At 67.4% G+C, this 21,055-nt stretch carries 19 protein-coding genes; 10 read left to right on the top strand and 9 right to left on the bottom strand.

Features of this window, described 5'->3' with window-relative positions:
* Nucleotides 1-67: 67 nt before the first annotated feature.
* Nucleotides 68-775: an energy transducer TonB gene (locus tag DCD74_RS04470; protein ID WP_162615896.1), complete on the bottom strand. Its 708-nt coding sequence runs from the start codon at nucleotides 773-775 to the stop codon at nucleotides 68-70.
* 5 nt (nucleotides 776-780) lie between these two features.
* Nucleotides 781-1,122 carry a 4a-hydroxytetrahydrobiopterin dehydratase gene (locus DCD74_RS04465; protein ID WP_112926263.1) on the bottom strand — a complete coding sequence of 114 codons (342 nt, stop codon included), beginning with the start codon at nucleotides 1,120-1,122 and terminating at the stop codon, nucleotides 781-783.
* 59 nt (nucleotides 1,123-1,181) lie between these two features.
* Here DCD74_RS04465 and DCD74_RS04460 point away from each other — a divergent pair, with 59 nt between their 5' ends.
* Together DCD74_RS04460 and DCD74_RS04455 are read left to right on the top strand one after the other, a co-directional pair.
* The gene (locus tag DCD74_RS04460; protein ID WP_112926262.1) at nucleotides 1,182-1,775 is read left to right on the top strand and encodes an NfuA family Fe-S biogenesis protein; all 594 of its coding nucleotides are present in this window, start codon (nucleotides 1,182-1,184) and stop codon (nucleotides 1,773-1,775) included.
* 12 nt (nucleotides 1,776-1,787) lie between these two features.
* Nucleotides 1,788-3,455: a hypothetical protein gene (locus tag DCD74_RS04455; protein WP_112926261.1), complete on the top strand. Its 1,668-nt coding sequence runs from the start codon at nucleotides 1,788-1,790 to the stop codon at nucleotides 3,453-3,455.
* Nucleotides 3,456-3,550: 95 nt separating this feature from the next.
* Here the strand turns inward: DCD74_RS04455 and DCD74_RS04450 are convergent, their stop codons facing one another.
* Together DCD74_RS04450 and DCD74_RS04445 are read right to left on the bottom strand one after the other, a co-directional pair.
* Nucleotides 3,551-3,991: a c-type cytochrome gene (locus DCD74_RS04450; RefSeq protein ID WP_407072210.1), complete on the bottom strand. Its 441-nt coding sequence runs from the start codon at nucleotides 3,989-3,991 to the stop codon at nucleotides 3,551-3,553.
* The gene (locus tag DCD74_RS04445; RefSeq protein WP_237049689.1) at nucleotides 3,988-4,317 is read right to left on the bottom strand and encodes a c-type cytochrome; all 330 of its coding nucleotides are present in this window, start codon (nucleotides 4,315-4,317) and stop codon (nucleotides 3,988-3,990) included. The genes DCD74_RS04450 and DCD74_RS04445 overlap by 4 nt, the downstream gene beginning before the upstream one ends.
* Nucleotides 4,318-4,503: 186 nt before the next feature.
* On the opposite strand from DCD74_RS04445, the gene DCD74_RS04440 reads away from it, so the two are divergent.
* Genes DCD74_RS04440 through DCD74_RS04430 form a run of 3 tightly spaced genes read left to right on the top strand, consistent with a single transcriptional unit; the run spans nucleotide 4,504 to nucleotide 12,195 of the window.
* The gene (locus DCD74_RS04440) at nucleotides 4,504-5,643 is read left to right on the top strand and encodes an efflux RND transporter periplasmic adaptor subunit (protein WP_112926259.1); all 1,140 of its coding nucleotides are present in this window, start codon (nucleotides 4,504-4,506) and stop codon (nucleotides 5,641-5,643) included.
* 13 nt (nucleotides 5,644-5,656) lie between these two features.
* Nucleotides 5,657-9,103: an efflux RND transporter permease subunit gene (locus DCD74_RS04435; protein WP_112926258.1), complete on the top strand. Its 3,447-nt coding sequence runs from the start codon at nucleotides 5,657-5,659 to the stop codon at nucleotides 9,101-9,103.
* Nucleotides 9,100-12,195 carry an efflux RND transporter permease subunit gene (locus tag DCD74_RS04430; protein WP_112926257.1) on the top strand — a complete coding sequence of 1,032 codons (3,096 nt, stop codon included), beginning with the start codon at nucleotides 9,100-9,102 and terminating at the stop codon, nucleotides 12,193-12,195. Before DCD74_RS04435 ends, DCD74_RS04430 begins: the two co-directional genes overlap by 4 nt.
* A gap of 24 nt (nucleotides 12,196-12,219) precedes the next feature.
* Here the strand turns inward: DCD74_RS04430 and DCD74_RS04425 are convergent, their stop codons facing one another.
* Both DCD74_RS04425 and DCD74_RS04420 read right to left on the bottom strand, forming a co-directional pair.
* Nucleotides 12,220-13,431, bottom strand: coding sequence for a TraB/GumN family protein (locus DCD74_RS04425; RefSeq protein ID WP_112926256.1), 1,212 nt, complete (start codon nucleotides 13,429-13,431; stop codon nucleotides 12,220-12,222).
* A gap of 5 nt (nucleotides 13,432-13,436) precedes the next feature.
* Nucleotides 13,437-14,321, bottom strand: coding sequence for a carbon-nitrogen hydrolase (locus DCD74_RS04420; RefSeq protein ID WP_112926255.1), 885 nt, complete (start codon nucleotides 14,319-14,321; stop codon nucleotides 13,437-13,439).
* A 72-nt stretch (nucleotides 14,322-14,393) separates the two neighbouring features.
* Here DCD74_RS04420 and DCD74_RS04415 point away from each other — a divergent pair, with 72 nt between their 5' ends.
* A complete protein-coding gene (locus DCD74_RS04415; protein ID WP_162615895.1) occupies nucleotides 14,394-15,032 on the top strand; it encodes a hypothetical protein in 639 nt (212 codons plus the stop codon).
* Here the strand turns inward: DCD74_RS04415 and DCD74_RS04410 are convergent, their stop codons facing one another.
* The 3 genes from DCD74_RS04410 to ykgO all read right to left on the bottom strand — a co-directional run bounded on the left by DCD74_RS04410 (nucleotide 15,033) and on the right by ykgO (nucleotide 16,723).
* Nucleotides 15,033-16,061: an agmatine deiminase family protein gene (locus DCD74_RS04410; RefSeq protein WP_112926253.1), complete on the bottom strand. Its 1,029-nt coding sequence runs from the start codon at nucleotides 16,059-16,061 to the stop codon at nucleotides 15,033-15,035.
* Nucleotides 16,062-16,118: 57 nt separating this feature from the next.
* Nucleotides 16,119-16,451: a hypothetical protein gene (locus DCD74_RS04405; protein WP_112926252.1), complete on the bottom strand. Its 333-nt coding sequence runs from the start codon at nucleotides 16,449-16,451 to the stop codon at nucleotides 16,119-16,121.
* A gap of 146 nt (nucleotides 16,452-16,597) precedes the next feature.
* Nucleotides 16,598-16,723, bottom strand: a complete 126-nt coding sequence (ykgO, locus tag DCD74_RS04400; protein ID WP_005913193.1) for a type B 50S ribosomal protein L36 — start codon at nucleotides 16,721-16,723, stop codon at nucleotides 16,598-16,600.
* A gap of 151 nt (nucleotides 16,724-16,874) precedes the next feature.
* Here ykgO and cmk point away from each other — a divergent pair, with 151 nt between their 5' ends.
* From cmk to lapB, 4 genes are all read left to right on the top strand, one after another.
* Nucleotides 16,875-17,567, top strand: coding sequence for a (d)CMP kinase (gene cmk / locus DCD74_RS04395; protein ID WP_112926251.1), 693 nt, complete (start codon nucleotides 16,875-16,877; stop codon nucleotides 17,565-17,567).
* A 174-nt stretch (nucleotides 17,568-17,741) separates the two neighbouring features.
* Nucleotides 17,742-19,427, top strand: coding sequence for a 30S ribosomal protein S1 (rpsA, locus tag DCD74_RS04390; protein WP_112926250.1), 1,686 nt, complete (start codon nucleotides 17,742-17,744; stop codon nucleotides 19,425-19,427).
* A gap of 99 nt (nucleotides 19,428-19,526) precedes the next feature.
* Nucleotides 19,527-19,829 (top strand): integration host factor subunit beta, encoded by a 303-nt coding sequence (locus tag DCD74_RS04385; protein ID WP_112926249.1) that lies wholly within the window; start codon nucleotides 19,527-19,529, stop codon nucleotides 19,827-19,829.
* A 45-nt stretch (nucleotides 19,830-19,874) separates the two neighbouring features.
* On the top strand, nucleotides 19,875-21,053 hold the full coding sequence (lapB, locus tag DCD74_RS04380; protein WP_112926248.1) for a lipopolysaccharide assembly protein LapB: 1,179 nt from the start codon (nucleotides 19,875-19,877) through the stop codon (nucleotides 21,051-21,053).
* Nucleotides 21,054-21,055 lie beyond the last annotated feature (2 nt).

Below are 21,055 nucleotides of genomic sequence, written 5' to 3'. Positions count from 1 at the left end.
CGACGGGTTTCCTGTCACAAGCCGCCGGTCCACGCGTGACGTGGATCGGCATGGCCGCGCCGTCGGGTCAATCTTCGGCGGGCGGTGTCGGCGGCGGCGTCATCACGCTGCCGTTGTCGAGCACGGTGAACGTCGAGTGCCTGAGCTCCACGCCATCTGCGCGGATCGACAGGATGTGTTCGCCGGCCTTGAGCCCCTTGAACCGCACCATGCCCGGCACCTGTTCCGCCGCGAGCGTCTGCGTTTCGAGCGTGGCGCCGGTGGTGTCGAGGATGACGAACTGGAACGTGCCGGCATCCGAGGGTAGCAGGTGTACAAGCACTTCCAGGCTGCCGGGCTCGTAGCCGGGGGTTTCACCGACCAGGCCACCGAAGGTCGCGACCTGCAGGCAGTCGTCGAGGGGGCCGCCGTCCGCTTCGAAGTTCACATCCACATAGCCGGAAAACATGGCGCCGGGGCTTTCGAACGTCCACTGCCTGATCGCCGTGACGGCCGCGCGGTCCAGTGCACGGTTGCCGCTGGAATACGCCACCGATGCGGAATCCACCGTGCCTTGGGCATTAATGTTCACCAGCACCTTGGTGGTGCCGCCGGTGCCGAGGCAGATGGCCTGCGGCGGGTAGATCGGATCGACGCGGGAAATCACCTTCGGAAGCGGCATCTCCGCAGCAGGCGGTGCCGGCAGCGGCGGCGGCGTGGGTTGGGGTGGCGCTGCGTGGACCGACAGGCTCAGCGAGAACACCGCCGATGCGAGCAGGGTCCGGCGAAGCGACATCCCGATCATTCCGCGAGCTTGCCAGCCTTGGCCGCGCAGATGAAATCGTTCTCGCTCAGGCCGCCGACGTCGTGGGTGGCGTACCGCACAACGCAACGGTCGTAGTGGACGGAGAGGTCGGGATGATGGTCCTCGCGGTTGGCCATGTGCGCCAGCGCGTTCACGAAGGACATTGTCCGGTAGTAGTCGTCGAAACGGAACGTGCGTGAGAGCGCCTGGCCGTCTTCGACCAGTTCCCAGCCGCTGACCTGTGCCATCAATTCGCGGATGCTGGCGTCGGTGAGCCGGTGTTCCTGCCCGCGCTTCGGGCTGCAGTGGGCATCGGCGAGGGGAACCAAATCGTTCATGTGAACTCCAAGGTGGCAGCGTCGGGCCGCAGTCACGGATCGGCCGATAGAATACCCGCATGATCGACATCACCGAATCCGCCCAGGCCCACTTCCGCAAGCTGATCGAACGGGAATCGATGCCCGGTCTCGGCGTGCGCCTGTCCGCGCTGCATGCCGGCACGCCGCGTGCCGACGTGCGCCTGGAGTTTGCCGGCCCCGATGACCTGAAGGGCGACGAATGGGCGGTGGACTGCCAGGGCTTCACCCTGTGGGTGGATGCGGCCAGTGCCGGCGTGCTGGACGGCGCCAGCATCGACTACGAACACAAGGCCACCGGTGGCCAGTTGCAGATCCGCGCGCCGCGCATCAAGGGTGTGGTGCCGAAGGATGACGCCTCGCTGGTCGAGCGCGTGATGTGGATCGTCGAGCAGGAGATCAATCCGCAGCTGGCGATGCACCGCGGCAGCGTGAAGGTGGAGGAAGTGACGGCCGATGGCGTCGTGGTGCTGCGCTTCGGCGGCGGTTGCCACGGTTGCGGCATGGCCGATGTCACGCTCAAGCAGGGCATCGAGAAGACGCTGCTGGAGAAGGTGCCGGGGGTGACCGCCGTGCGCGACGCCACCGACCACACCAGTGGCGACGCGCCTTACGTCCCGCGCGGACAGGCCTGAGCCCCAACGCCGATGGCCACGCGCGAGGAACTGCTGGCGCTGCTTTCCTCACGCCGCCGCGGTTTGTCTATCCGCCCCGCCACGCTGGGGCATTCCGAAGCCTGGAGCCGTTGGCTGGCCGATGACAGCCGGCTGCAGGCCGCGCAGAGTCCTGAAGTTGAAGTATTGGTCGGTCAGATGGCCGCGCGTCCGTTGCGCGAGCCGCCCCGTGCATCGGCGCCCGCCAGCCGCTGGGCGCAGTTCCTCGCGCTGTTCAAGCAGGGCTGGGGCGATGAGGGCAAGGAGCCGCGCGGCCTGCATTACGGTGCGCTGACGGCGAGCTTCCTGCTCAATTTCCTGTTCGCGGCGCTGCTGGTCTGGCTGATGTACCTGCGCTTCCTCGCCGCGCAGGCGCCGGAGGAGGAGACCGTCCGCATCCAGATCACCGGCTTCGGCACGCCGGAGATGCCTGGCGGCGGTGGCGAGCCGGCGCAGGGCGATGTGCAGCCGGCCTCGGCCGCGGCGGCGCAGGCCAGCCAAGCGGCATCGGCCTCCGCATCGACCTCCAACCCCGCCGCATCCGCGCCGTCGCCCGCGGCGCCCGCCATGCCGGTGGAAGCCGACCAGCCCTTGCAGGTCAGCGAGAACAAGGTGCCCGAGCAGAGCGATTTCCAGCTGCCGCCGACGCGCGAGGTGGCGATCAAGCTGCCGGCCACGGTGCCGCTGCGGACGGTGGCGGTGCCGAGTGAATCCGAGATCCCCGAAGCCCTGCCGGAAGTGCGGCCGATGGCCGTGCCGACGCGCCCGCAGGTGGTGCAGGTGCCGGTGCTGCAGCCCGCCGAGCGCGAACTGACCACGCCGCCCGAGCCCGCGCCGCAGGTGCGGATCCGCGATGTGCGGGCGCGTGCGTCGGGGGCGGCGTTGAGCGTGCCGCAGGTGGACGCCGGCAGTGCCTTGCCGACGAAACAGGGCGATGGCGATGCGGCGGCGTCCAGCGCGCAGGCGGCGAACGGCGGGGCATCGCGGACCCCGAGTACGGCGACGCCGGGTTTGCCGGGCGCGAGCGGGCAGTCGCCGAAGCCCGGCCAGAATGCGGCTGGCAGCGGCGTCGGGCCGGCGCAACGCACCGCGCAGGGTGGCTGGCCTTCGCCGCGCCGCGATGACGACTGGGGCGCGGGCAACAGCAACCGTGCCGGTGCCGCGACCGGCGGCGATCGCGGCAATCCGCGCGGTCAGGGCGGGCAGGGCGGTTCCGGCCTGTTCAATCCGGATGGCAGTCCGCGCCTGGCCGACGACAGTTTCAAGCCGCACTTCCCCGATCCCTACAAGGAAGGCACGTGGTTGAAGCGGCCTTCGCTGGGCTATCGCGGGACGATGTTCGACGGCATCTGGCGGCCGCCGGAAACGCTGCTGCAGGAATGGGTGCGCAAGGGCGTCAAGACGATCGACATCCCGCTGCCGGGCGGCAAGGTCAAGATCCGCTGCGTGGTCTCGCTGCTGGCCGTGGGCGGTGGCTGCGGACCGATCGCCGGCAAGGAAGGCGTCCACGACCAGCCGGCTGTCGCGCGCCCGCCGCCGGCGGTGCCGTTCAAGCCGCATCTGATCGAAAACCAGGGCGACCTGACTTCGCCGCCGCCGGCCGCTTCGGGCACGCCGCCCGCGGCGAAGGAAGAAGAAGCCAAGCCGGCCACCGATCCCTGAGCCCCGCATTGTCGCGGCCCGAAGCCACATCCGGCATCGACCAGCAAAAAGGCCCGCTTGCGCGGGCCTTTCGGTATCGGCGGCGGACGCCTCGCTTACATGTGCGAGAGGTCGCGCAGCTGGCCCGGCTGGCTGGCGAAGTACGCGGACAGGTCGGAGATCTGCTGGTCGGTCAGCTCCTTGGCCTGCGGACCCATGATCGCGTGGTCGCGCATGCCGTCGCGGTAGCCCTGCAGCGAGTGCTCCAGGTAGTCGGCGTACTGGCCGCCGAGCTTGGGATAGCTCGGGTCGAGCGGGGTGTTGCCGTCCTTGCCGTGGCAGTCGGCGCAGGCCTGGCCGCTCTTGCCCTTGGTCGTGGCCAGCTTGCCGCCGGCTTCGACGTTGCCGGCCGGCAGGCCCGCGGAGGACTGGGTGTGGCCTTCGGCGCGGTCAGGCGCGGAATGCTCGGCCTGGGTGGTACCGCCACCGCAGGCGGCGAGCGCGAGGGTCAGGGCCAGGACGGCCGGGAGTCGCAGGGTCGTCATGGCGGGGCTCACTTCTGCTGGGGCTTGAGACTGGAGAGATAGGCGGCGATGGCGGCGATGTCTTCGTCGGAGAAGCTCGTGGCCTGTGCCTGCATGGTCGGGTGCTTGCGCGTGCCCTTCTTGTATTCGGTCAGCGCGTTGACCAGGTACTGCTGCGACTGCCCGCCGATGCGCGGCACGTGGTAGTTCGGGTATGCGTTCTTGTAGCCGACGACGCCGTGGCAACCCTGGCAGGTGTAGGTGAGCTCGGCGCCCTTGCTGTTGGCGCCGGCCGCCGGCGTGGCGTTCTGCGCGGAGGCGGCGAAAGGCAGGGCAAGCGCGAGGCCCGCTGCGATCATGGTCAGTCGCATCAATCTGATCTCGAAGGTCGGGTGGATGCCGCAGACGCGGCGCAACCCGGCGAGTATAGCCCGCGCCGCGAACGGGGGAAGCGCCGGCACGGCCAAGTCCGCATGACCTCTGGCACCTCACAACCGGCAGGCCGGGTGATTTACTTGCCTATAACACCCAACCGAGTTCGACCGATGCGTGCATCGCCCCGTTCCATTCCGTCTTCCATCGCGCGCGGCGCAACCGTCACCGTGCTCGCGGTCGCGCTGGCCACCGGCCTGGCCGCGTGCAAGCGCGGCGGCGCGGACGGCAAGCCCGGTGACGACAAGGCCAAGAGCGAGCAGGCCGAGGCGGTCGCGGTCGAAGTCGCACGCGTGGGCAACCGCACCATGGTCGCCAGCTACACCGGCACCGCCGCGCTCACCCCGCGCGCCGAAGCGGAAGTGGCGGCCAAGGCCTCCGGCATCGCGCTGCGCGTGCTGGCGCAGGAAGGCCAGACGGTGCGCGCCGGCCAGCCGCTGGTGCAGCTGGACCGCGACCGTGCGCGCCTGCAGGTGGCGCAGGCGCAGTCGCAGGTGGGCAAGCTGGAAGCCAACTACCGCCGCGCCTCGCAGCTGGCGGCGCAGAAGATGGTCAGCGCCAACGACGTCGACCAGCTGCGCTACGACCTCGCGAACGCGCGGTCGGCGCTCAACATGGCGCGGCTGGAACTGCAGTACGGCACCGTGACCGCGCCGATCTCCGGGCAGGTGGTGTTTGTCGCGGTCAAGCCGGGCAACTTCGTCCAGATCAACTCGACGGTGATGAAGCTGATGGACAACTCGCGGCTGGAGGCGACCCTCAACGTGCCCGAGCGCGACATCGCCCTGCTGCGCAAAGGGCAGAAGGTGCTGATGAATGTGGATGCGGTCCCGGGTGAGCGCTTCGAGGGCGTCATCGACCGCATCGCGCCGATGGTCGATGCCGGCAGCGGCACCTTCCGCGTGTTCTGCGCGTTCAACGGCAACGGCGTGCTGCAGCCGGGCATGTTCGGGCGGATGGCGATCACCTACGACGAGCGCGCCGACGTGCCGAGCATCCCGCGCGTGGCCCTGCTCGATGACGGCAGCGACCCGGCCGTCTACGTGGTGCGCGCCGGCAAAGCGATGCGCGTGCCGGTCAAGCTGGGCTATGCCGATGGCGAGTTCGTCGAAGTGCGCGAAGGCCTGAAACTGGGCGAGCAGGTGGTCACCGCCGGCAAGACCGCGTTGCGCGAAGGCAGCAGCGTGCAGGTGATCGACCCCGCCACGCCGCCTACCGCCGCGCCCGCGCCGGTCGCAGCCGCCAAGAAGTGACGGAGCGCTTCCAATGACCCCTTCCCGCGGTTTCGACCTGGTGGAGTTCGCCACCCGGCGCCGGGTGACCATCCTGATGATGATGGTGACGCTGGTGCTGTTTGGCCTGATCGCGCTGTCGAGCCTCAAGGTCAACCTGCTGCCCGACCTCAACTACCCGACGGTCACCGTCCGCACCGAGTACACCGGCGCGGCGCCGGCGGAAATCGAAACGCTGGTCACCAAGCCGGTCGAGGAAGCGGTGGGCGTGGTGAAGGGGCTCCGCAAGCTCAAGTCGATCTCGCGCACCGGGCAGAGCGACGTGGTGCTCGAGTTCGCCTGGGGCACCGACATGGACAAGGCCAGCCTGGAAGTGCGCGACAAGATGGAAGCGCTGCAGCTGCCGCTTGAAGCCAAGCCGCCGGTGCTGCTGCGCTTCAACCCGAGCACCGCGCCGATCATGCGGCTGGTGCTGGCGACCAAGGCCAGCGATGACGACGCCACGGCGTTGACCCGCCTGCGCCGCTACGCCGACGACGATCTGAAGAAGAAGCTCGAACCGGTGGAAGGCGTGGCCGCGGTCAAGGTGGCCGGCGGCCTGGAGGACGAGATCCAGGTCGACATCGACCAGCAGAAGCTGGCGGCGCTGAACCTGCCGATCGACACCGTCATCAACCGCCTGCAGCAGGAGAACATCAACCTGTCCGGCGGGCGCCTGGAAGAGGGCAGCCAGCGCTATCTGGTGCGCACGGTCAACCAGTTCGCCAGCGTGGACGACATCGCCAACCTGATGCTCACCACCCGCAGCGCGAACGGTGCGAGTGCCGACCAGCAATCGGCGGTCGTCGCCGAGGCGAATGCGCTCGCCGCCGCCGGCCTGCTGCAGCGTTCTTCGAGCAGCAGCAGCCAACCGGCAGGTGGCCTGCCGTTGCGCCTCAAGGACGTGGCGAGCGTGAGCCAGGGCCACAAGGAACGCGAGGCGATCATCCGCCTGGGCGGGCACGAGGCGGTCGAACTGGCGATCTACAAGGAAGGCGACGCCAACACGGTGTCCACCGCCGACAACATCGAGAAGACGCTCGCGGCCATCCGCAAGCAGATGCCGCCGGACGTCACCCTGACCGCCATCGACGACCAGTCGCAGTTCATCCGCCACGCCATCAGCGACGTCAAGCTGGATGCGGTCATCGGCGGCCTGCTGGCGATCCTGGTGATCTTCCTGTTCCTGCGCGACGGCTGGAGCACCTTCGTGGTGTCACTGTCGCTGCCGGTCTCGATCATCACCACCTTCTTCTTCATGGGCCAGCTGGGGCTGAGCCTCAACGTGATGTCGCTGGGCGGCCTGGCGCTCGCCACCGGCCTGGTGGTGGACGACTCGATCGTGGTGCTGGAATCCATCGCCAAGGCGCGCGAACGCGGGCTCGGCATCCTCGACGCGGCGATACAGGGCACGCGCGAAGTCTCGATGGCGGTCGTCGCCTCCACCCTCACCACCATCGCCGTGTTCCTGCCGCTGGTGTTCGTGGAAGGCATCGCCGGCCAGTTGTTCCGCGACCAGGCACTGACCGTGGCGATCGCCATCGCGGTGTCGCTGGTGGTGTCGCTGACCCTTATCCCGATGCTGTCTTCGCTGAAAGGCCGCGCACCGCTGGCCTTCCGCGAGGAAGCGCCGCATCCGCGCTACGAGCCGACGCGCGGCTGGCAGAAGCCCTTCGTCGCGGCCGGTCGCGGCATCGGCTGGCTGTTCTCGCGCCTCGCCTACGGTTTCGCCTGGGGCGTGATCCGCCTGTGGCGCGGGCTGACCCGCATCGTCGGGCCGGTGATGCGCAAGGCCAGCTACATCGCCATGTCGCCTTACGGGCGTGCCGAACGCAGCTACCTCAAGCTGCTGCCGGCGGCGTTGAACCGCCCGGCGCTGGTGCTGATCTCGGCCTCCGGTGCGTTTGCGTTGTCGATGCTGCTGCTGCCGCTGCTCGGCGCGGATCTCATCCCGCAGCTGGCGCAGGACCGCTTCGAAATGACGGTGAAGCTGCCGCCCGGCACGCCGCTGCGCGAAACCGATGCGGTGGTGAAGCGGCTGCAGGCCGCGCACGACAAGGAAGAAGGCGTGCAGGCGCTGTACGGTGTCAGTGGCAGCGGCACGCGGCTGGACGCCAGCCCGACCGAGAGTGGCGAGAACATCGCCAAGCTCACCGTGGTGATGAAGAACGGCGGCAATGCCAAGGTGGAGTCGCGCCTGACCGACGCGCTGCGCAAGTCGATGGCCGGGCAGGCCGATGCGCAGGTCGATTTCAGCCGGCCGGAACTGTTCGCGCTGTCCACGCCGCTGGAGATCGAAGTCTCCGGCAGCGACATCGCCCAGGTCGAAGCCGCCGGTCGCCGGCTGGCCGCGATGCTGCGCGCCAACCCGCACTACACCGATGTGAAATCGACGGTGGAGCAGGGCTATCCGGAAATCCAGATCCGCTTCGACCAGGCACGCGCGGCGGCCATCGGCCTGACCACGCGGCAGATCGCCGACGTGGTGGTGAACAAGGTGCGCGGCAACGTGGCGACGCGTTACAGCTTCCGCGACCGCAAGATCGACGTGCTGGTGCGCGCTGAGCCCGACCAGCGCGCCACGCTGGAGGACATCCGCAATCTTGTGGTGAACCCGAATTCCAGTTCGCCGGTGCGGCTGTCGTCGGTGGCGGATGTGGAAGCCGGCATCGGCCCGAGCGAAATCCATCGCGCCGACCAGGTCCGCGTGGCGGTGGTGTCGTCCAACCTGGAAGGCATCGACCTCGGCGGCGCGGTCAACGAAGTGCAGTCGATGGTGGCCAAGTCGCCGCTCGGCGCCGACATCGGCCTGCATATCGGCGGCCAGGGCGAGGAGCTGGAAAGCTCGGTGCGCTCGCTGCTGTTCGCCTTCGGGCTGGCGGTGTTCCTGGTCTATCTGGTGATGGCTTCGCAGTTCGAATCGCTGCTGCATCCCTTCGTCATCCTGTTCACCATTCCGCTGGCGCTGGTCGGTGCGGTGCTGGCGCTGTTCCTGACCCGCTCGCCGGTGTCGGTGGTGGTCTTCATCGGACTCATCCTGCTGGTGGGCCTGGTGGTGAAGAACGCGATCATCCTCATCGACAAGGTCAACCAGCTGCGGCTGGCCGGCGTGCCCAAGCGCGAGGCTCTGGTGGAAGGCGCACGTTCGCGCCTGCGCCCGATCATCATGACCACGGCGTGCACGCTGTTCGGCTTCCTGCCGCTGGCGTTGGCGGTGGGCGAGGGCGCGGAAGTGCGCAGCCCGATGGCGATCACCGTGATCGGCGGCCTGCTGGTGTCCACGCTGCTGACGTTGCTGGTGATCCCGGTGGTGTACGACATGCTCGACCGCAAGTCCGACGCCGACTACGCCGAGAAGGGCCGCCGCGAACGCGACGACCGCGAGGCGCTGGAATACGCGCTGGCCGATGACGCCGCCGAGCAGGGGATCATCCACTCATGAGTGTCGCCGAGCTCAGCATCAAGCGGCCGGTCACCACCATCATGCTGTTCGTGTCGATGGTGGTGGTCGGGCTGATCGCTGCGGTGCGCCTGCCGCTGGAATCGATGCCGGATGTCTCGGCGCCCTTCATCTACGTGATGCTGCCCTACGCCGGCTCCACGCCGGAGGAAACCGAACGCAGCATCCTGCGCCCGGTGGAAGAGACGCTTTCGACGATGACCGGCGTGAAGTCGATGCAGGGCAACGCGACGTCGGAAAGCGCGGGCGTGTTCATGCAGTTCTCCGACTGGAGCCGCGACATCGCCATCGCCACGGCGGATGCACGCGAGCGCATCGACGCCATCCGCAACGACCTTCCGGACGACCTGCGCCGCTACATGGTGTTCAAGTGGTCGAGTTCGGACGAGGCCGCCGTGAGCCTGCGCCTGTCCAGCAAGACGCTGGACATGACCCGCGAGTACGACCGGCTGGACCGCACCTTCAAGCGCCGCATCGAACGCATTCCCGGCGTGGCCAAGGTGGAGATCCAGGGCGCAGCGCAGAACGAGGTGGAAATCGCGGTGCTGCCCGATCGCCTGTCGGCCAGCGGCATCGGTCTGGATGCGCTGGCGGCCAAGCTGCGCACGCTCAATTTCTCGGTGTCGGCGGGCGAGATCGACGACGGCCTGCGCAAGCTGCGCGTGCAGCCGCAGGGCGAGCTGACCGACCTCGACCAGCTGCGCTCGCTGGTGCTGGACCAGCGCGGCACGCGATTGGCCGATGTCGCCGACGTCCACCTCAAGCCGGTGGACATGCGCTATGGCCGCCGGCTCGATGGCCGTCCGGCGGTCGGCATCGACATCTACAAGGAACGCGACGCCAACCTGGTGCAGATGACGCGCGAGGTCGCGAAGGAACTGGAGGTCATCAAGCAGGATGCCGGTGCGCGCGGCATCGACATCCAGGTGACCGAGGACCAGGGCGAGGCGGTGATCGGTTCGCTGGCGAGCCTGGCCGAAGCCGGGGCCATCGGCCTGCTGCTGTCGGTGCTGGTGCTGTACTTCTTCCTGCGCGACTGGCGCGCCACGTTGATGGTGACGCTGGCCATTCCGATCTGTTTCATCATGACGCTCGGCTTCATGTACTTCGCCGGCGTCACGCTCAACATCCTGTCGATGATGGGGCTGCTGCTCGCCATCGGCATGCTGGTCGACAACGCGGTGGTGGTGGTCGAATCCATCTACCAGGAACGCGAGAAGATGCCGGACCAGCCGCGGCTGGCGTCGATCATCGGCACGCGCCATGTCGCCATCGCGCTGTCGGCGGGCACGCTCTGCCACTGCATCGTGTTCGTGCCGAACCTGTTCGGCGACCGCAACATGATCAGCATCTACATGGCGCAGATCGCGATCACCATCAGTGTCTCGCTGCTGGCGTCATGGCTGGTGGCGGTGAGCCTGATCCCGATGCTCTCGGCGCGGCTCAAGACGCCGCCGGCGGTGGCCTCGCAACGCGGCTTCATCCATCGCCTGCAGGACCGCTACGCGCATTTCCTGCGCTGGACGCTGGAACATCGCGGCAAGTCGGTGATGGGCATCCTGCTGATCATCGCCATCAGCGTGATCCCGGCGGCGCTGACCAAGTCCAACATGTTCGGCGGCGACGATGCCGGCGAGATCAACATCTTCTACCAGTGGCAGGGCGCGTACACCCGCGACCAGATGTCGGACGAGATCGCCCGCGTCGAGCGCTACCTGGACGCCAACCGCAAGCGCTTCCACATCAAGCAGGTGGCCTCGCGCTTCTCCGAGGGCGGCTGGGCCGGCACCAACGTGGAGCTGGACAGCAAGGCGCCTGAGCTCACCGAACGCATCACCGAAGAGATGCGCAAGGACATGCCGAAGTCGGCACGCGCCAAGATCGGCATCGGCCAGCAGGGCGGGCCGGGCAGCGACATGGACAACAAGAAGATCGAGGTGCGGCTGGTCGGCGATTCCACCCAGACGCTCAACGATCTCTCCGCCGACGTGGTGCCGATCCTCTCGCGCCTGCCGCAGTTGCGCGATGTGCGAGTGGACAGCGGCGACCAGAACACCGAGCTGGTGGTGCGGGTGGATCGCGAACGCGCGGCGGCCTTCGGTTTCGGCGCGCAGGAAGTGGCGCAGTGGGTGGCGATGGCGCTGCGTGGTTCGCCGCTGCGTGAGTTCCGCCGTGGCGATACCGAAGTGCCGGTGACGGTGCGCTTTGCCGGTGCCGACGAGTACTCGACGCGCGACCTGGCCGCGTTCACCGTGCGTTCCAAGGATGGCCGCGATGTGCCGCTGATGGCGATGGTCGATATCATGGCGAGCCCGGCCGCCAGCGTCATCCAGCGCACCAACCGCCAGACCACGCTCACCATCACCGCCAACCTGGCACCGAAGGTCGTCATGCCTGATGCCCGCAAGGCGATGGAGGAGACGCTGTCCAAGGTCGGTTGGCCGGCGGGTTACAGCTACACCTTCGACCGCGTGAGCTTCATGGACGAGGGCGAGGCGATGAAACAGATGATGTTCAACCTGGTCATCGCGCTGGTGATGATCTACGTGGTGATGGCGGCGGTGTTCGAGTCGCTGCTGTTCCCGGCGGCGATCATGAGCGGCGTGCTGTTCTCGATCTTCGGCGTGTACTGGCTGTTCTTCATCACCGGCACCGAGTTCAACATCATGGCTTTCATCGGCATCCTGGTGCTGATGGGCGTGGTGGTGAACAACGGCATCGTGATGGTGGAGCACATCAACAACCACCGTCATGCCGGCATGAGTCGCACCGATGCGCTGGTGGAAGGCAGCCGCGAACGCCTGCGCCCGATCCTGATGACGATGGGCACCGCGATCCTGGCGATGGTGCCGATCGCCATCGGTGGCACCCAGATGGCCGGCGACGGTCCGGCCTACTACCCGATGGCGCGTGCCATCGCCGGTGGGCTGGCGTTCTCGACCATTGTCAGCCTGCTGTTCCTGCCGACGATCTACGCGATCCTCGACGACTGGCGCGCCAATACCGCGCGGACGTGGCGGCGTGCGCGGGGGTTGGCGCCGGAAGGCGTGGAGGCCATGCCGGCGACGCACTGAAGGCCGTCGCCGTTGCCGTGGAAATCAGCCGATCAGCTTGCCCAGCATCTTCGCGCCGCCCAGCCACACGCCGATCGCGGTGCCGGTGCTGGTCAGGAAGAAGTTGAGCAGCACGCGGGCCACGCGGTTGCGCCACCAGCCGCGCATGCTCTGCACGTCGTCGCGCAGAGCCATGAAGTCGCCATAGGTCGGTTTGCGCACCCAGGCTTCGATGAGCGCGCTGACCGTGCCCGAGGCCAGCGCCGGGTGCAGCGGCGTGACCGGCGACGACACGAACGCGCCGAGGATCGACAGCGGATGCCCGCCGGCGATCGCGCAGCCCAATGCGCCCAGGCCGCCGGTGATCAGCACCCAGTAGACGATGAGGTCGGTGCCGACATCCACGCCACCTTTCCAGAACCCGTAGGCGAAACCGCCCAGCACGAAGGTCGCGAGCAACAGGGTGAACCACGGGATGCCGGACTTCGGCTTGAGTGCTTCCAGCCGCGCCAGGGCTTCGGCCGGCACTTCGGTGTCTTCGCGCAGGTGCTGCGCGGTGCCCGCCATGTGGCCGGCGCCGATCACCGCCAGTACGCGCTTCGCATCACCGGCGGTCGCGCGCAGTTTCGCGGCCATATAGGCGTCGCGTTCGGCGATGACGGTTTCGTAGAGCGCCGGGTTGTCGGCGGCGAACTCGCTGAAGCTCGCCTCCAGCATGTCGCCTTCCTTGAGCTTCTCGATGGCATCGTCCTCGACCTTCTCGTCGAAGAACAGCGAGGCGAGGATGCCGCTTCCCAACATCGTGCGACGCCACCAGCCCAGCTTCTCGCCGGCACGCTTGAAGGTCAGGCCGACGTCGCGGTCTATCAGGTGCATCGGCAGGCCGCGCGCCTGCGCTTCGCTGGCTGCCGCCTTGAGTTCCGCGCCGGGCTCGATGCCGAGTTGTTCGGCGAGGCGGCGCTGGTAGGCGGCCAGGCCCAGGCTGGCCGCGAACATCGGCACCTTGCCTTCTCGGATCACCTTGACCAGGTCGAGCTTCGCCAGCTGGTCGGGATTTTTCATCGCCGCATGGCGCTGGGCGTCAAGCTCCACCGCGACTGCATCGAACTCGCCGCTGTCGATCGCCGACTTCACCGCATCCACGCTTGCCTTCGACACATGCGCGGTGCCGAGCAGGGTGTAGTGGATGCCGTCGCGCTCGATTTCCGCGTGCGGCTGGCTGCGCCAGTCGAAGGCCGGCGTGCTGTCTTCGCCCATCACGCTCAATCCCGGTAGCGCTTGGTCAGATCGCCGTAGGCGTCGATGCGGCGGTCGCGCAGGAACGGCCAGATGCGGCGCACGTGTTCGCTGCGTGCCATGTCGACGTCGGCCAGCAGGATCGTCGGCTCGGTGCCGGCCTCGGCGATGAACTCGCCCTGCGGCCCGAGTACGTGCGAGTTGCCCCAGAAGTCGATGCCCGACGCGCCCAGCGGCGAGATCTCATGCCCGACGCGGTTGCAGGACAGCACCGGCAGGCCATTGGCGACCGCATGTCCGCGATGCGACAGCACCCAGGCGTCGCGCTGGCGGGTTTTCTCGGCCTGGTCGTCGTCCGGGTCCCAACCGATCGCGGTCGGGTAGAGCAGCAGTTCCGCGCCGGCCAGCGCCATCAGGCGGGCGCCCTCGGGGTACCACTGGTCCCAGCAGACCAGCACGCCGAGCCGGCCGACCGAAGTGTCGATGGGCTCGAAACCGATGTCACCCGGCGTGAAATAGAACTTCTCGTAGAAGCCCGGGTCGTCCGGGATGTGCATCTTGCGGTACTTGCCGGCGGTCGAGCCGTCGGCATCAAAGACCACCGCGGTGTTGTGGTACAGGCCGGTCGCGCGCTTCTCGAACAGCGAGCTCACCAGCACCACGCCATGTTGCTTGGCCAGCTTGCCGAGGCGTTCGGTGGAGGGGCCGGGAATGGTCTCGGCCAGGTCGAATTCGTCCACCGATTCGTGCTGGCAGAAGTACGGGCCGTTGTGCAGTTCCTGCAGCAGGACCAGCTTGGCGCCGGACTTCGCGGCCTCGGCGACGCGGGTCTCGATCAGCGCCAGGTTCTCCTCGGCACCGCCCTGGTTGCGGTCCTGGATGAGGGCGACGGGCAGGGTCTTCCGCTTCATGGTCAGCTTCGATTCGCGTGGGACGACTATGGTAGCGGCAAGCCATGAATATCGAGGAAAGCCATGCGCGGGATGTTGCCCCTCACCTTCTTCGCCCTGTTGTGTGCGTGCGCGCCCACGGGTGGCACGCCGGAGAACAGTGCGGCGGCGGAAGAAGCTACATCGCCAACTGTGGGCAAGCCGAAGCCTGCCGATGCGGCACCGGAAGCCGACTCCGCTTCCGAAACATCATCCACATCCGCGCCTGCTGTCCGCAGCGAGTACAGCAGCCTCGCCGCCGCCGATTGCACGCTGCAGAAGCGCGATGCGGAAAGCGGCTCGACCGTCTATCGCTGCCCTGGCATGGACAGCTTCACCTTGCAGATGCACGATTCCGATGCGCGGATGTCGCTGGATGTCGTCGCCGGTGACGGCAAGCCGCAGCCGCTCACGTTCTGGTCGCTGGCCAATGGCGCCTTCAGCAACCTCGGGCCCAAGGCCGAATGGCGATACGCACCGGAGGCGGTCTCACCGCAGGCGCTCGTCGTGCGCTACGAAGCCTACGAGCAGCCGGAGAAACCCGACCTCACCACGTCCTATCTGCTGGTGGTCAAGCTCGCGCAGAGCGGCAGTTGCCTGATCGGGCAGGTACCGCCTTCGCCGGCGCAGAACGAGCAGGCCCGCGCGTTGGCTGATGTCGCCGCCGAGCGTCCCTGCCTCGGCAAGGAGTAGTCAGCCCAGGCCTTGCGGCAGCTGCATGGTCAGGCAGTGCAGGCTGCCGTTCTGCCAGATGATCGGGCGGCAATCGATCTGCACGATCTCGCGGCCGGGGAAGGCCTCGGCCAGCACGGCGGCGGCGCGATCATCGGCGTCATCGCCGTAGCTGGGCATCAACACCGCGCCATTGAGGATCAGGAAGTTGGCGTAGCTCGCCGCCAGCCGGCGCTCGCCGTCGAGGATCGGCTGCGCCCACGGCAGCGGGAACAGGCGATACGGCTGGCCGTCGCGGGTGCGCAGCGCGGCGATCTCGTCGGCCATCGCCTTGAGTTCGGCGAAGTGCGCGTCGGTCGGGTCGTCGCAGGCCTGGAACACGATCGCGTCATCCGGCGCCAGGCGGGCGAGGGTGTCGATGTGGGCGTCGGTGTCGTCGCCTTCCAGATAGCCGTGGTCGAGCCACAGCACGCGGTCCTGCCGCAGCCAGCCGGACAGCTTCGCGGTGAGTTCCTCGCGCGAGGCATCGGGATGGCGTTCATGCAGGCAGCGCCAGGTGGTGAGCAGGGTGCCGGTGCCGTCGGTCTCGATCGCGCCACCTTCCAGCGCGAAATCGACCGGCTCGCGCGCCGCGTCACCGAACACGCCATCGTCCTGCAGCCGCTCGATGATCCGGTCGTCGTCGCTGGCGCCGTACTTGCCGCCCCAGCCGGTGAAGCGGAAATCCATCAGCCGGAAACGTTCGCCATCACGGAGGGTGATCGGGCCACTGTCGCGCAGCCAGGTGTCGTCATAGGGCGCGGTGACGAAGCGCACCTTCGACATGTCGATGCGGTTGCTCTGCAGGCGCGCCTGCGCGTAGGCCTCCACATCGTCATCGGCCACGATCACGATGGCCGGCTGGAAACGGGTGATGCCCGCCACCAGCGCGATGTACGCGTCCTCGACCTCGCCCAGGCGCGGCGCCCAGTCGGTGTCGGCGGTGGGCCAGGCGATGAGGATGGCCGACTGGGGCTCCCACTCGGCCGGGAAACGGAAATTCTGGGTCATCGGGTAATGCTGGCTGCGCCGCGCGAGGCGGCGGTCATCGGGAAGCGAAGGGCGGGATCAGCGGACCGGGCGCGGGCCGACTTCGGTCGGGCCGACCTGGGTCAGCACCACGTCGATCACCTTGCTGCGCTCGAAATAGACCACGTAGGCCGGATAGACCCAGCGGTTGATGGTCGGCCACTGGCGCTTCTGGCCGCCACGCGGATCAAGACGGGACTGCGGCGCACCGAAGCGGCGCTCGACGTCCGCCATCGACATGCCACGCACGGGCTTGGGGATGCCGGCTTCCTCCTTCACGCGGTCGACCAGCAGGGTGTCGGCGCGGGTCGTGGCGGGCACGGCGGCGAGCAGCAGGCCGGAAGCGGCGAGGGCAACAGTGATCAGGCGCATGGCGGGTCCGGGGTCTGGGTTCAGCCGATTCTAAGGGCATCGCCGGTCCACGTGCCGCGAACGCGTGCAAATGGGCCGGAAACGAAAAAGCCGCCTTGCGGCGGCTTTCGTGCAAGCGTCCGGCATGGGCCGGCGCCTCGCGGATATCAGCGCTGGCGCGCCTTGAAACGCGGGTTGGACTTGCAGATCACGAAGACCTTGCCACGGCGGCGAACGACCTTGCAGTCGCGGTGACGGGTCTTCGCCGACTTCAGTGAGGACAGGACCTTCATGATGAAACCTCGGCAGATTGAAACGGATGGAATACAGCTAGCCCGACATTGTAGCGGGAAATATTTCGGAGGTTCAAGTAGTTGCGTGAACCGGCCCGGGGCGGCGGCCGGGCGGTGACCGCGGGCGGGGCGCTCCGCCATACTGTGGCCCATGCAGCCGACCTCGTCCGTTCCCGTCCTCACCATCGATGGCCCCTCCGGTTCCGGCAAGGGGACCATCAGCCGCCTGGTCGCCGAAGCGCTCGGCTGGCACTACCTGGATTCCGGCGCCCTGTACCGGGCGGTGGGCGTCGCCGCGGCCTGGGAAGGCGTGGATCTGGACGATGATGCCGCGGTCGAGGCCTGCGCCCGCCGTACACGCATCCGCTTCGCCGACGCGCCCGATGGCGAGCCGCGCGTGCTGGTCAACGACCAGGACGCCACCGACCAGCTGCGGCTGGAAACCACCGGTGCAGCCGCCTCCAGCATCGCCGCCAAGCCCGGCGTGCGGGCCGCGCTGGTGGAGATGCAGCACGGTTTCCGACAGGTGCCCGGGCTGGTGGCCGATGGCCGCGACATGGGCACGGTCATCTTCCCCGATGCGGCTTTCAAGGTATTCCTTACCGCGAGCGCCCGCGAACGGGCCGAAAGACGCCATAAGCAGTTGATGCAAAAAGGGGTTTCGGTTAATCTGGACAGTCTGCTGGGCGAGATCGTCGCCCGTGACGAGCGTGACGCCAACCGGGCGGTCGCGCCGCTCAGGCCCGCGCCGGAGGCTGTCCTCATCGACACCACCGGCATCGGCATCGAGGCGGTGGTGGCCCGCGTGCTGGCCCACGTGCGTGGAAACGGCATCACGCCGTAACGCGCCACGCGTCGTTCAAACCCCGCAGAAATGCTCCGTCGGTCGCGAGGCCGGCGGTTTCCCACCATCCAACACTCACGGCCAAGGGGCAATCCCGCCCGCGCCGATAACGGGTGGATGCGCGCATCGCACGAAACGCTGCCTGCATCCGGATACCAACCAGAGTAACCAGAAATGACTGAATCATTTGCCGAACTGTTTGAACAGAGCCAGACCCATCTGGCCAAGCTGAAGCCGGGCGCGATCGTCGTCGGCACCGTCGTCGATGTCCGCAACGACGTGGTGGTGATCAACGCCGGCCTGAAGTCCGAAGGCATCGTGCCGATCGAACAGTTCCGGAACGATGCGGGCGAGATCGACGTCGGCATCGGCGACCAGGTGAAGGTGGCGCTGGACGCCATCGAGAACGGCTTCGGCGAAACCGTGCTGTCGCGCGAGAAGGCCAAGCGCGCCATGGTGTGGGACGAGCTGGAAGAGGCGCTCGAGAAGGGCGACATCATCACCGGCCGCATCAGTGGCAAGGTCAAGGGCGGCTTCACCGTCGACATCAAGGACGTCCGCGCATTCCTGCCGGGTTCGCTGGTCGATGTGCGTCCGGTCCGTGACCCGGTCTACCTCGAGGGCAAGGAACTCGAGTTCAAGCTCATCAAGCTGGACCGCAAGCGCAACAACGTGGTCGTGTCCCGCCGCGCGGTGGTCGAGAGCGAGCATTCGGAAGAGCGCGAGCAGCTGCTCGAGAAGCTGGTCGAGGGCGCCAAGCTGAAGGGTGTCGTCAAGAACCTGACCGATTACGGCGCGTTCGTGGACTTGGGCGGCATCGACGGCCTGCTGCACATCACCGACATGGCCTGGAAGCGCGTGCGCCATCCGTCCGAAGTGGTCGAAGTCGGCCAGGAGCTGGACGTCCGCGTGCTCAAGTACGACCGCGAGCGCAACCGCGTGTCGCTCGGCCTGAAGCAGATGGGCGAGGATCCGTGGGACAACATCGCCCGTCGCTACCCGGCCAACACCCGCGCCTTCGGCAAGGTCTCGAACGTCACCGATTACGGCGCGTTCGTGGAAATCGAGCCGGGCGTCGAAGGCCTGGTGCACGTCTCCGAGATGGACTGGACCAACAAGAACGTCAACCCGTCCAAGGTGGTGCAGGTCGGTGACGAAGTGCAGGTGATGGTGCTGGACGTGGATGAAGAGCGTCGCCGCATCTCGCTGGGCATGAAGCAGGTCTCCAGCAATCCGTGGGAAACCTTCTCCGTGCTGCACAAGAAGGGCGACAAGGTGTCGGGCCAGATCAAGTCGATCACCGACTTCGGCATCTTCATCGGCCTGGACGGCGGCATCGACGGCCTGGTGCACCTGTCCGACCTCAGCTGGAACACCAACGGGGAAGACCTGGCGCGCAACTTCAAGAAGGGCGACACGGTGGATGCCGTGGTGCTGGCGGTCGATCCGGAGCGCGAGCGCATCTCGCTGGGCGTCAAGCAGCTTGAGCAGGACCCGATGGGCGGCTACGTCGCGTCCAACAGCCGTGGCTCGATCGTCAAGGGCACCGTGAAGGAAGTGGACGCCAAGGGCGCTACGATCGCGCTGGCCGATGGCGTGGAAGGCTACCTGGCCGCCCGCGACATCTCGCAGGATCGCGTCGAGGACGCTTCGCACGTGCTGAAGGTCGGCGACGAAGTCGAAGCCAAGATCATCGGCAACGATCGCAAGAGCCGCGTCATGCAGCTCTCGATCCGCGCCAAGGATCAGGACGAGATGAACGAGACGCTGGCCGAGTACAACCGCAGCACCTCGGACGCCGCCAGCGGCACGACCCAGCTGGGTGCGTTGCTGCGCGAGCAGCTCGGCAAGTCCGAGTAAGCCCGTCAAGCAAGTCAAAGGCGGCGGCCCGGTCACCCCGGGCCGTCCGCCGCGGTCCGCCTGTGCCGATGGCGGCACGGTGGTTCAAGAGCCCACGGAATGACCAAGTCGGAACTCATCGAAATCCTCGGACAGCGCCAGCGCCACCTCAAGAACGAGGATGTCGAGATGGCCGTCAGGACCCTGCTGGAGATGATGAGCGCAAGCCTCGCCAGCGGCGGGCGCATCGAGGTGCGTGGGTTCGGCAGCTTCTCCCTGCATTACCGGCCGCCACGTACCGGCCGCAACCCCAAGACCGGTGATGCCGTCGCATTGGCCGGCAAGCATGTCCCGCACTTCAAGCCTGGAAAGGAACTGCGCGAGCGCGTCAACGACGTGACCCCGCTTCCCGAAGAGGGCTGACGCCGCGCGGGTACCCGCGCATCGGCTTAATGGTTAACATGCCGGATGGCTTTCGTAGAGCAATGGTTCTGGTTCGTCCTGCTGCTGCCCGCGGCGGCCGTGATGGGCTGGGTGGTGGGCCGCCGTGGTGGCGAACGCCATAGCGACAACCAGGTCAGCAAGCTCTCCACCACGTATTTCCGTGGCCTCAATTACCTGCTGAACGAGCAGCCCGACAAGGCAATCGAGCTGTTCCTGCACATCGCGGAACTGGACAAGGAAACCTTCGAGACCCAGGTCGCGCTCGGGCATCTGTTCCGGCGGCGTGGCGAGGTGGATCGCGCCATCCGGCTCCATCAGGGTCTGGTCGAACGCAAGGACCTGACCGACGCGCAACGCGTGCAGGCACTGCTGGCCTTGGGCGAGGACTACATGAAGTCCGGCCTGCTGGATCGCGCCGAAACCGTGTTCACCGAACTCGCCGCCATCGACCAGCGCGCGCCGCAGGCACTTCGCCACCTCATCGACATCTTCCAGTCCGAGCGCGACTGGAACCGCGCCATCGAGAACGCGCAACGCTTCGAGGAAGCGACCGGCACGCCGATGGGCGAGTTGATCGCGATGTTCGAATGCGAGCTGGCCGAGCGTCATCGCGCCGCCGGGGATGTCGAAGCCGCCCGCGCAGCCATCGCCCGTGCTTATGCGGCGGATTCCAATGCCGTGCGCCCGGGGATGATCGAAGGGCGGATCGAAGCCATCGCCGGCAACCACGATGCCGCGATCAAGGCCTTCGAACGCGCCGCGCGTCACGACAGCGATTACCTGCCGGAAGTGCTGCCGACGCTGCTCGACAGTTACGAGAAGGTCGGCGATCTGGCCGGCGCCAAGCGCTTCCTGACCGAGATGACTGAGCACTACCGCGGCGTCGCGCCCGTCTTGGCGCTGACCCGGCTGGCCGAGCGCGAGGAGGGCGTGCATGCCGCGCGCCAATACCTGGCCAAGCAGCTCAAGGACCGGCCGTCCGTGCGCGGCGAGGCGGCATTGATCGAGTTGACCTTGAACGAAGGCACCGACCCGATGGCGACCCTGCACGACCTGGGCCACATCACCGACCAGCTGCTGGTGCGTAACCCGAGTTATCGCTGCACCCAGTGCGGCTTCGGGGCGCGTTCGCACCACTGGCAGTGCCCGAGTTGCCGGGCTTGGGGCACGGTCAAGCCGCTGCTGAATTACGCGGTGGTGTGAGC

This window comes from Lysobacter oculi (genome assembly GCF_003293695.1).
Taxonomy (GTDB): domain Bacteria; phylum Pseudomonadota; class Gammaproteobacteria; order Xanthomonadales; family Xanthomonadaceae; genus Solilutibacter; species Solilutibacter oculi.
This window is presented reverse-complemented; position numbering and strand designations above follow the sequence as displayed.

What these genes read in the sequence shown, in the direction of transcription:
- DCD74_RS04465 (WP_112926263.1), bottom strand. Translation starts at nt 1,122, where the DNA reads ATGAACGATTTGGTTCCCCTCGCCGATGCCCACTGCAGCCCGAAGCGC.
- DCD74_RS04470 (WP_162615896.1), bottom strand. Translation starts at nt 775, where the DNA reads ATGTCGCTTCGCCGGACCCTGCTCGCATCGGCGGTGTTCTCGCTGAGC.
- lapB (WP_112926248.1), top strand. Translation starts at nt 19,875, where the DNA reads ATGGCTTTCGTAGAGCAATGGTTCTGGTTCGTCCTGCTGCTGCCCGCG.
- DCD74_RS04440 (WP_112926259.1), top strand. Translation starts at nt 4,504, where the DNA reads ATGCGTGCATCGCCCCGTTCCATTCCGTCTTCCATCGCGCGCGGCGCA.
- DCD74_RS04415 (WP_162615895.1), top strand. Translation starts at nt 14,394, where the DNA reads ATGTTGCCCCTCACCTTCTTCGCCCTGTTGTGTGCGTGCGCGCCCACG.
- DCD74_RS04420 (WP_112926255.1), bottom strand. Translation starts at nt 14,321, where the DNA reads ATGAAGCGGAAGACCCTGCCCGTCGCCCTCATCCAGGACCGCAACCAG.
- DCD74_RS04455 (WP_112926261.1), top strand. Translation starts at nt 1,788, where the DNA reads ATGGCCACGCGCGAGGAACTGCTGGCGCTGCTTTCCTCACGCCGCCGC.
- cmk (WP_112926251.1), top strand. Translation starts at nt 16,875, where the DNA reads ATGCAGCCGACCTCGTCCGTTCCCGTCCTCACCATCGATGGCCCCTCC.
- DCD74_RS04410 (WP_112926253.1), bottom strand. Translation starts at nt 16,061, where the DNA reads ATGACCCAGAATTTCCGTTTCCCGGCCGAGTGGGAGCCCCAGTCGGCC.
- rpsA (WP_112926250.1), top strand. Translation starts at nt 17,742, where the DNA reads ATGACTGAATCATTTGCCGAACTGTTTGAACAGAGCCAGACCCATCTG.
- DCD74_RS04430 (WP_112926257.1), top strand. Translation starts at nt 9,100, where the DNA reads ATGAGTGTCGCCGAGCTCAGCATCAAGCGGCCGGTCACCACCATCATG.
- DCD74_RS04385 (WP_112926249.1), top strand. Translation starts at nt 19,527, where the DNA reads ATGACCAAGTCGGAACTCATCGAAATCCTCGGACAGCGCCAGCGCCAC.
- DCD74_RS04445 (WP_237049689.1), bottom strand. Translation starts at nt 4,317, where the DNA reads ATGATCGCAGCGGGCCTCGCGCTTGCCCTGCCTTTCGCCGCCTCCGCG.
- ykgO (WP_005913193.1), bottom strand. Translation starts at nt 16,723, where the DNA reads ATGAAGGTCCTGTCCTCACTGAAGTCGGCGAAGACCCGTCACCGCGAC.
- DCD74_RS04425 (WP_112926256.1), bottom strand. Translation starts at nt 13,431, where the DNA reads ATGGGCGAAGACAGCACGCCGGCCTTCGACTGGCGCAGCCAGCCGCAC.
- DCD74_RS04460 (WP_112926262.1), top strand. Translation starts at nt 1,182, where the DNA reads ATGATCGACATCACCGAATCCGCCCAGGCCCACTTCCGCAAGCTGATC.
- DCD74_RS04405 (WP_112926252.1), bottom strand. Translation starts at nt 16,451, where the DNA reads ATGCGCCTGATCACTGTTGCCCTCGCCGCTTCCGGCCTGCTGCTCGCC.
- DCD74_RS04435 (WP_112926258.1), top strand. Translation starts at nt 5,657, where the DNA reads ATGACCCCTTCCCGCGGTTTCGACCTGGTGGAGTTCGCCACCCGGCGC.